The organism is Kribbella catacumbae DSM 19601 (assembly GCF_000372465.1).
Lineage (GTDB): Bacteria > Actinomycetota > Actinomycetes > Propionibacteriales > Kribbellaceae > Kribbella > Kribbella catacumbae.
The window spans coordinates 1-8,387 of record NZ_AQUZ01000106.1 but is presented as its reverse complement, the minus strand read 5'-3'; the positions used below and the strand labels follow the sequence as shown (position 1 = coordinate 8,387).

Genomic DNA, 8,387 nt, shown 5'->3' with positions numbered 1-8,387 from the left:
CCCGACAGGGCGCCCCGGTCCGACCCAACCCAGCCGCAAACGAGCGGATCGACTGACCCTGGCCAGCCAGGAGTATGCAGCCTGTGGATCGGTCGGTTGAGATTGATGAGCTGGTTGAGGGCTGGACGTTGCTGCCAGACGAGCAGGATCTGGTTGCCGGCAAGCGTGGGGCGACGAGGCTGGGCTTCGCGCTGTTGTCGAAATTCTACGGTCGGCATGGCCGGTTTCCCCGCGGCCAAGCTGAGCTGCCTGACGACGTCGTTGCCTTTGTGGCGCGGCAGGTCGGCGTGGCGCCGTCCGAGCTGGGGATGTACGAGTGGTCGGGCCGAACGGTGGAGTTTCATCGAAGCCAGGTCAGGCGTCATCTGGGTTTCCGGGAGTGCTCGGTCGAGGATGCCGACAAGTTGGCTTCGTGGCTGGCGGCCGAGGTGTGCGAGGTCGAGCGCCAGCACGATCGGGTGCGCGAGCAACTGTTGGTCCGCTGCCGTGCGGAGCGGATCGAGCCACCGACAACTGGTCGCGTCGACCGGGTTGTGCGGTCGGCTTTGCGTCAGGCCGAGGTAACTGTGACGAGTCGGACCGCGGCCAGGTTGCCGGCGTCGACAGCAGCCCGCTTGGAAGCCCAGGTGTCAGGGATCGGTGATGCCGCCGACGATGCCGATGCGGTGTTGGCGTTGGTGAAGTCGGATCTGGGCAATGTGAGTCTGGAGTCGATGCTGACCGAGATCAAGAAAACTGCGTGCGGTCCGGGCCATCAAGCTCCCGGCTGGCTTGTTCGGTGATGTGGCGCCGAAGGTGCTGGCGGGGTGGCGTTCCCGGGCAGCGGTGGAGTCACCGTCACACCTGCGCGACCATCCGGTCGAGTTGCGGCTGACGCTGCTGGCGGCCCTGTTGCACGCCCGGGAGCGGGAGATCACCGACACCCTGGTCGATCTGCTGATCTCCACGGTGCACCGGATCAACGCCCGGGCGGTTCGGCGGGTGACACAGAAGCTGGTGAACGCGTTCAAGAAGGTGACCGGCAAGGAGAACATGTCCGCGATCGCCGAGGCGGCCCTGAACGCTCCGGACGACCCGGGACGGGCGGTGGTGCTCCCGGCTGTGACGGACGGGGAGCAGACGTTGCGGGAGCTGGTGCACGAGTACATGACGAAGGGCCCGGTGTATCGCCGCACGGTGCAGACCACGCTGAAGGCCTCCTACACCAACCACTACAGGCGCGGGCTGATCGAGCTGCTCGACGTACTTGAGTTCCGGTATTCGAACGCGACTCACCGGCCGGTGCTGGACGCGTTGGAGCTGGTGGCTCGACACAAGGACGGCCGGTTCACGTTCTACCCGTCGGCGAGCACGTCCCGGACCACAAGGGCGTGCCGGGCGACTGGGCGGACCTGGTCCGCCGCACCGACGAGAATGGCCGCACCAAGGTGGTGCGCTCGACGTACGAGGTGTGCACGTTCCAGGCGGTGCGCGAACGGCTGCAAGGAGATCTGGGTGGTTGGCGCGGACCGATGGCGCAACCCCGACGAGGACCTGCCCCGCGACTTCGAGTCGCGCCGCCTGGGGCACTACAGCGCGCTGCGGAAACCGCTGGACCCGACCGCGTTCATCGACCAACTCCAGGCCGAGCTGCGCTCCGAGCTGGCCGCTTTGAACGACCAGGTCGACCAGCTCGGCTGGGTGGAGCTCCGCGACCGGGGAAAGCAGGGCGCGATCAAGCTGACCCCGCTGGACGCCGCGCCCGAGCCGAAGAACCTCCGCGCCCTGAAGACCGAGATCCGGACCCGGTGGGGCACGGTGCCTTTGATCGACATGCTGAAGGAAGCAGTGCTGCGCACAGGATGCCTGGACCAGGTCACGGTACGGCAGGCAGCGGTGACCTGTCACGGGAAGTGCTAGCCGAACGGCTCCTGCTCGCGGTGTATGCCTACGGCACCAACACCGGGATCCGCGCGATCTCCGGCGGCGAGCACGGCCACTCCGAAGACGACTTGCGCTACGTGCGGCGCCGGTACCTGTCGGTCGACGTGGCTAGGGCGATGGCCACCCAGATCACCAACGCCACTTTCGCGGTACGGCGCCAGCAGGTGTGGGGCGCTGGCTCCAGCGCGGTGGCCAGCGATTCGACGCACTGCGGGGCGTTCGACCAGAACATCTTCACCGAGTGGCATTCGCGCTACGGCGGCCACGGGGTGCTGATCTATTGGCACGTCGAGAAGAAGTCGATGGCGATCCACTCGCAGGTGATCAACTGCTCGGCCTCGAAGGTTGCGGCGATGATCGAGGGCGCGATGCGGCATGGCACCTCGATGGAGGTCGACGGCAACTACGTCGATTCCCACGGCCAGTCCGAAGTCGGTTTCGGTCTGACCCGGCTGCTCGGGTTCGACCTGCTGCCGAGGATCAAGCGAATCAACCACGTGAAGCTGTACCGGCCGGCGGCCGGCGAACCGGACGCCTACCCGCGGCTGGCGCCGGCCATGACCCGGCCGATCCGGTGGGACGTCATCGGTGAGCAGCACGACCAGATGATCAAGTACGCCACCGCGATCCACCCGACCTACCAGGCGATGATCGAGCTCGGCCGCGCCCAGAAGACCCTGTTCGTAGCCCGATACCTGCGCGACCGGGACCTGCAGCGAGAGATCGACGAGGGCCTGAACGTGGTCGAGTCCTGGAACGGCGGCAACAGCGCGATCTTCTTCAGCAAGGGCGGCGGCATCGCCTCCAACCGCCGCGACGAGCAAGAGTTGTCGGTGCTGTGCCTGCGGGTGCTGCAATCGGCGCTGGTGTACGTGAACACCCTGATGGTCCAAGACGTCCTGGCCGACGAGGTGTGGGCCGACCGGATGACCGACATCGACCACCGCGGCCTCACCCCACTGTTCTGGACCCATGTCGCGCCGTACGGCGAAGTCCGGATGAACATGGATCGGAGGCTCAGCCTGCGCGCTGAAGCGTGACCTGCCCCGTCTGGGCCGGGGGCTAGGCGTGGGGTGAGGTCGGTGAGGAGTTGCTCTGGGCGCGACCTCGTCGCGGATCCCCTAGTGACCAGCTGCGAACTGCTGGTGGTGTTGTGGACACACGCGGATAGGCCTCTGGGTGTGGTCATTCACAGGCTTCTTCTCGCCGTTACTGCTGCTGGCGTGGCAGGTGTCTGGTTAGCACGGCTGGTGCCCACCAGTTCCGGTCGCCGAGGAGTCGCATGGTGGCTGGTACGAGTAGTGCTCGGACCAGGGTGGCGTCGATGATGATGGCGATGATCATGCCGACGCCGATGAGTTTGATGGTGCCGATCTGCCCGGTTGCGAACCCAGCCACCACGACTACGAGCAGGAGTGCGGCAGACGTGATGATCTGGCCGGTGTGTTGCAGGCCGCGGGCGACTGCGGTGGTGTTGTCGGCGCCGGCGAGCCATTCCTCGCGGATACGGGAGAGCAGGAATACCTCATAGTCGGTGGCCAGCCCAAACAGGACTGCGATCATCAGGACCGGGTTGGTCGGTTCGATGGTGCCGGTGGCGGTGTAGCCGAGCCAGGACGTGAGGTGGCCTTCCTGGAAGATAAACACGATCGCTCCGAATCCGGCACCAAGAGACACCATGTTCATCAGGACAGCCTTGATCGGCAGGACAACCGAGCCGAAGGCAACGAACATCAGTATCAGGGTGACCGCGATGACGGACAGGATCATCCAGGGCAGCTGGGCGCCCATGGTGTCGAGCCGGTCGACCAGGTCGGCGGCTTGGCCTGTCACCCCGATCTGAGCACCGTCCGGTGACGGTAGATCCCGGATCGCTCGCACGATCCGTTGGGCGGATTCACCGGTCGGGTCGCCGGCATGACTCACGGCGATCAGGGTGGCGCTGGCGGCGACTGTGGACACTGCCGCGCCGGTCACCCCGGGGAGGATCTTCAGTTGGGTGATCAGCGCTGCTGTGCGGGCGGGGGTAAGGCCGGTGGCGAGCACGTCGATGTGGTTCGTGGCGCCGGGTGGGAAGTCGGCGGCGATGCGATCGGCGACGATGCGGCTTTCGCTGCTGGTGGGCATGATGCGGATGTCGAATCCGCCGAACGCGATCCGGGTGACCGGCGCGGCCAGCACAGCGAGAATGAGCAGGACCCCGAGCAGATAGGGCCAGGGGCGGCGCATCACGCTGTGGGCCAGCCGTGCCCACCGGCCCGGCCGAGGTGTCGCTGTCGCTGTGGTTGGCCTGCGCCGGAGGCGGGGTATCGGTAGCGCGTTGATCCTGGGTCCGAGGACGGCCAGCCAGGCGGGGAGCACGGTCAGCGACGCGGTCACTGCGACCGCTACCGCGGCCATGCCGCCGTAGGCCATGGACCGCAGGAAGCTCTGCGGAAAGAACAATAGGCTCGCCAGCGAGACAGTGACGATCAGCCCGGACACCGCAACTGTCCGCCCTGCGGTGGCCATCGTGCGGGTGATCGCGCCTTGCGTGTCATGCCCGGCGGCCAGTTCGTCACGGAACCGGCTGACCACGAACAGGGCGTAGTCGATCGACAGGCCGAGACCAATCAAGGTGATGATGTTGACTGCGAACGTCGAGACGTCGGTGACCGTGGACAACAGCCGGGTCACGATGAACGCGCCGAGGATCGCGATGCCACCGACGATGAGCGGGGACAGCGCGGCAACGACACTGCCGAAGATGATGACGAGCAGCACTAGAAGTACGGGCAGGGACAGGGTCTCGGCCCGGACGATGTCGGCGGCGCTGACCGCGTTAGCGTCGTCGCTGAACGGCTGGAGGCCACCGAACTGCGTACGGATATTGCCGCTGGTACTCAGGTCTTGTTTGATGGCGAGGTAGTCGGCGAGTTTTTGATCCTCGTCGCCGGGCCGCAGGGTGATTGCCGCGTATGTTGCGTGCCGGTCATCTGAAACGAGGCTGGGGGCGTTGGCTGTGTAGAAGGACACCACCCGGGCCACTTGAGCGCGGCCGGTCACGGAGTCAAGCGTGCTGGTGACCGCCGAGGCGAACGCAGGATCGTCAACGGCGCTGCTGGTGCTGGAGTACAGAACCAGGATGTCCACGTCTTGGGGACCGAGCGTCTCGACGAGGTGCTGCCGGACCTTGGCTGACGAGCTGTTCGGGTCGTCGTACCCGCCACCGGCCAGGAGACCGAACACGCCCGCACCCCAGGTGGCGCCGACCCCGGCCAGCAGCACTGCGAGGGCCAGGACGCTCCAGCGCGCCCGGACAATCAACTGTCCCCACTTGACGAGCATTCGGACTCCAATACGATTGCGCGCCACGCAGGGCGCAGGAACAGTGGGTAGGCGAGGAGTGGCAGGGCTGCGCGGGGTGGGCTCGGCGGTCTGTCAGGGCGTCGTCGCGGTGACCCACACGACGCCGGCGGCGATGTGCGGCCGGCGTTCGACGCCGACATCGGTGAATCCCGCCCGGTGAAGCCAGTCGCGCGCCTCGGCCGTGGTGGGTACGTGGTAAACCGCCGGGTCGAACCGGACAGGGACGGGGTGGTCACCGTCACGGAAAGCCAGCACGAGGCGGCCACCTGAGCGCAGCGCCCGGACAACCTCGGCCAGCGTGGCGACCGGCACTGGCCAGAAGTAGATCGTGTGTACCCCGATCACCGCATCGAGGCTGTCGTCTGCGACCGGCAATGTGGTGCCATCACCCTGGTGCAGGCGCATACGCCCCGCCGCGACAGACCCCGCATTGCGGCGGCCAGCCATCGCAACCATGGCCGGTGAGACCTCGACACCGACGACGTCGGCGCCGGCCGCGGCCAGCAGGCTCAGGGTCCGGCCGGGGCCGAAGCCGACTTCGCAGATCCGTTCACCGGGTTCAGGGTGGAGCAGTTCGACGGCTGTGTCGTTGACGGCCGCGGTCTCGCTGAGCCAGTTACGGGCCATCAACTTGCCGACGGCACCATGTGGCTTGGCCGCCTGCCTGGACAGGTATCGCCCGATCGTCGCAGCAGCGGTCGCGCGCATGCGGTGATGCCAAGGTGGCCGGTGCGCGGAGGGGACAGGGCAGGATCGGCGTCGCAGCATGAGGATTGTTCTCCGGTCAGCTCAGGGGTGAGGTGGTCGCTCGGGCGAAGATCTCGGCGATCATCGCGGCAACGGCCGCGTCATCGATCACGTCAGGCGTGCTGCCGGACGGCCCCGGCGCGGGATCGAAATGGCAGTGCACCGCCCACAGCGCGCACAACTCCACGATCGTGCGGGCCACCAACGGCGCCGGACCGGGCAAGCTGACCGTGCCAGCCTGCTGCCGGCGGACCAGGTACTCCTCGATACCGCTGACGTTCGCCCGCCTGCCGGCGCCGAACCACACCTCTGCAAGGTCAGGCAGTTCCGGGGCGCACCTGTCGACCAGCTTGATCGCGAGGCGGTGACGGGCAAGCCGGGCATACAGGTCGGTGACGATGCCGGTGAACTCCGCTCGCAGGTCGGCTGGAGTCGCCCCGTCGGTCAGCGGGTCAAGGAGCGCCCCGGCCAGCTTCAGGTCGGCAAGCTCACCACCCAGCCGGCCCGCCACCAGAGCTGCAACCTCGCCGTCCGCCGGGGCAGGTACCGGCAGGTCTGCCGGCACAGGCAGCGGCTCGTGACCATCCGCGAAACGCACCGCCGCCGCGAACAGCGCCGCCTTACCCTGCGCGTAGCCATACAGCGTGCCCTTAGCCAGCCCGAGCGCATCAGCCACGTCCTGCACCTGAGCACGCTGATAGCCATGAGCGATGAACACCTGTGCCGCCGCAGCAACAACCGCCGGGAATCGGTCAGGAGGAATTGTCCGCACCATCAGACCAGCATAGCTGACCGACTCGGTCAGTCAACATCGTCTGAGCGATAGTGCAGCTTCCTCCGTAGCTCGAACGCAGAATTCAACGTCTAACTAGGTTGGCCTGGTTGGCGAGGAACTGATTTGAGGCCGTCCGTTAGGGGAACCCTCAACGGACACCGTTCAGCTACTCGCGAACTGGCGGGTCCGAGCGCGACAGTCCGTCTCACATAGGGTGTCCGATGATTTGTCCGGTAAGCGGGGGCATCCGTTACGATCCGCGTCATGGCCGCGATCCTGATCGGGTACGCCCGCTGCTCCACCGACAAGCAAGACCTCGAAGCGAACCGGCAGATCCTGCTCGAGCTCGGCGTAGCGGCCGAACACATCTAGCTCGACAAGGCCTACTCCGGCACCAACCGCGACCGGCCCGGCCTGGACCAGACGCTGGCCGCAGTACGCGCCGGCGGCACTCTCGTGGTACCGAAGAAGCTGGATCGGCTCGCCCGGTCCGCGCCTGATGCCCGCGCGATCGGCGACTCCCTCGCGGCTCGCTCCGTCCGGTTGCAGCTCGGCACGATGATCTACGACCCCACCGACCCGATGGGCAAGATGTTCTTCAACATCCTGGCCACCTTCGCCGAGTTCGAGGTCGACCTGCTCCGGATGCGGACCCGCGAAGGGATGGCGATCGCCCATGCGAAAGGAAGGCTCGAAGGCCGGGCGCCGAAACTGTCGCCTGCCCGGCAGGCGCACCTGCTCAAACTCCACGCCGCCGAGGAACACACCATCGCCGAGCTGGCCGAGCTGTTCGAGGTGTCGCGGCCCACGGTGTACCGAGTCCTCGAACGCCACCGCACCACCACCCCCAGCGCCTAGTTCCTTCGTTTGCCGCTGGGTTGGGTCGGACCGGGGCGCCCTGTCGGGATTGCTCCCGGTGGGTTTCCCCGGCCCGCCCGCCGCACCCGGCGTGCGTGTCTCCACGCACCGGGCGCTCCACGTGTCTTGGCCGTTGGTCAACCGCCGGTGATGGCGGCGGCCGGTCTTGGTGTCCATGGGGTCGGGATCTTGTTTCCGCGGTAGCGGTAGCGGAACACCTTGACGCTGGATGCGCCGGTGAACCTGGTCCCTTCATGGGCGAGTGTCCAGGAGCCCGGTAGGCAGAACCGGCGGCGCAGTTGTTGCCAGCTGAGCCGGGAGTATTTGTGGAAGATCCACTTGGTGATGCAGCGCCAGGCGTGATTGTCGATCACGCCGAACGTCTGCTTCGACACTCCGTGCCTGAAGTAGTTCGCCCATCCCCGCAGCATCCGGTTCAGGCTGACCAGCACATCGGTCAGGCTCAGATGCCGGGTTGCCCTGTTCGTCTTGGCCTTCACCTTGTCCTTGACGACCTGGATCGCCCTCTTGGACGGCTTGGTGTAGACGTAGTACTTCTGCGTCCCGCGCTTCCGCTGCCTGCGGATATTGAAGCTGAGGAAGTCGAAGCCCTCATCGATGTGGACCACGCGGGTCTTCTCGGGCGCCAACTGAAGCCCCATCGGGGCAAGCACGCCGGCCACCTCCTCGCGCAGTTCCTCGGCATGGTGCCGTTGTCCTGACACCATCACGACGA

At 66.6% G+C, this 8,387-nt stretch carries 8 protein-coding genes and 1 pseudogene; 5 read left to right on the top strand and 4 right to left on the bottom strand.

The window, feature by feature from the left end:
* Positions 1 to 83 precede the first annotated feature (83 nt).
* From A3ES_RS55865 to A3ES_RS55855, 3 genes are read left to right on the top strand one after another with little or no spacing between them, the layout of a single operon-like run.
* Positions 84 to 782 carry a DUF4158 domain-containing protein gene (locus A3ES_RS55865; protein ID WP_026163801.1) on the top strand — a complete coding sequence of 233 codons (699 nt, stop codon included), beginning with the start codon at positions 84 to 86 and terminating at the stop codon, positions 780 to 782.
* A gap of 43 nt (positions 783 to 825) precedes the next feature.
* Positions 826 to 1,899 carry a hypothetical protein gene (locus A3ES_RS55860; RefSeq protein WP_202806740.1) on the top strand — a complete coding sequence of 358 codons (1,074 nt, stop codon included), beginning with the start codon at positions 826 to 828 and terminating at the stop codon, positions 1,897 to 1,899.
* Positions 1,893 to 2,963 (top strand): Tn3 family transposase, encoded by a 1,071-nt coding sequence (locus A3ES_RS55855; RefSeq protein ID WP_020393378.1) that lies wholly within the window; start codon positions 1,893 to 1,895, stop codon positions 2,961 to 2,963. Before A3ES_RS55860 ends, A3ES_RS55855 begins: the two co-directional genes overlap by 7 nt.
* 169 nt (positions 2,964 to 3,132) lie before the next feature.
* Here the strand turns inward: A3ES_RS55855 and A3ES_RS0144855 are convergent, their stop codons facing one another.
* The 3 genes from A3ES_RS0144855 to A3ES_RS0144845 all read right to left on the bottom strand — a co-directional run bounded on the left by A3ES_RS0144855 (position 3,133) and on the right by A3ES_RS0144845 (position 6,793).
* Entirely contained in the window at positions 3,133 to 5,250 is a 2,118-nt protein-coding gene (locus A3ES_RS0144855; RefSeq protein WP_020393377.1) for an MMPL family transporter, read from the bottom strand.
* A 93-nt stretch (positions 5,251 to 5,343) separates the two neighbouring features.
* Complete coding sequence (locus A3ES_RS0144850) at positions 5,344 to 5,979, bottom strand: class I SAM-dependent methyltransferase (RefSeq protein WP_020393376.1); 636 nt, start codon at positions 5,977 to 5,979, stop codon at positions 5,344 to 5,346.
* A gap of 76 nt (positions 5,980 to 6,055) precedes the next feature.
* Positions 6,056 to 6,793: a TetR/AcrR family transcriptional regulator gene (locus A3ES_RS0144845; RefSeq protein WP_026163800.1), complete on the bottom strand. Its 738-nt coding sequence runs from the start codon at positions 6,791 to 6,793 to the stop codon at positions 6,056 to 6,058.
* A 387-nt stretch (positions 6,794 to 7,180) separates the two neighbouring features.
* Between A3ES_RS0144845 and A3ES_RS56885 the strand changes: the two are divergent.
* Together A3ES_RS56885 and A3ES_RS56880 are read left to right on the top strand one after the other, a co-directional pair.
* A pseudogene (locus tag A3ES_RS56885) lies at positions 7,181 to 7,471 on the top strand (recombinase family protein); the annotation flags it as partial.
* The gene (locus tag A3ES_RS56880) at positions 7,457 to 7,651 is read left to right on the top strand and encodes a helix-turn-helix domain-containing protein (protein ID WP_272944670.1); all 195 of its coding nucleotides are present in this window, start codon (positions 7,457 to 7,459) and stop codon (positions 7,649 to 7,651) included. The pseudogene A3ES_RS56885 and the gene A3ES_RS56880, both read left to right, overlap by 15 nt.
* A 137-nt stretch (positions 7,652 to 7,788) precedes the next feature.
* Here A3ES_RS56880 and A3ES_RS50640 read toward each other — a convergent pair.
* Positions 7,789 to 8,387: group II intron maturase-specific domain-containing protein (locus A3ES_RS50640; RefSeq protein ID WP_020393372.1), on the bottom strand; the 599-nt coding region annotated here is incomplete at its 5' end.

Bases quoted from the DNA above. Each gene is read 5' to 3' on its own strand.
- A3ES_RS0144855 (WP_020393377.1), bottom strand. From the start codon at position 5,250: ATGCTCGTCAAGTGGGGACAGTTGATTGTCCGGGCGCGCTGGAGCGTC.
- A3ES_RS0144850 (WP_020393376.1), bottom strand. From the start codon at position 5,979: ATGCGCGCGACCGCTGCTGCGACGATCGGGCGATACCTGTCCAGGCAG.
- A3ES_RS56880 (WP_272944670.1), top strand. From the start codon at position 7,457: ATGGCGATCGCCCATGCGAAAGGAAGGCTCGAAGGCCGGGCGCCGAAA.
- A3ES_RS0144845 (WP_026163800.1), bottom strand. From the start codon at position 6,793: ATGGTGCGGACAATTCCTCCTGACCGATTCCCGGCGGTTGTTGCTGCG.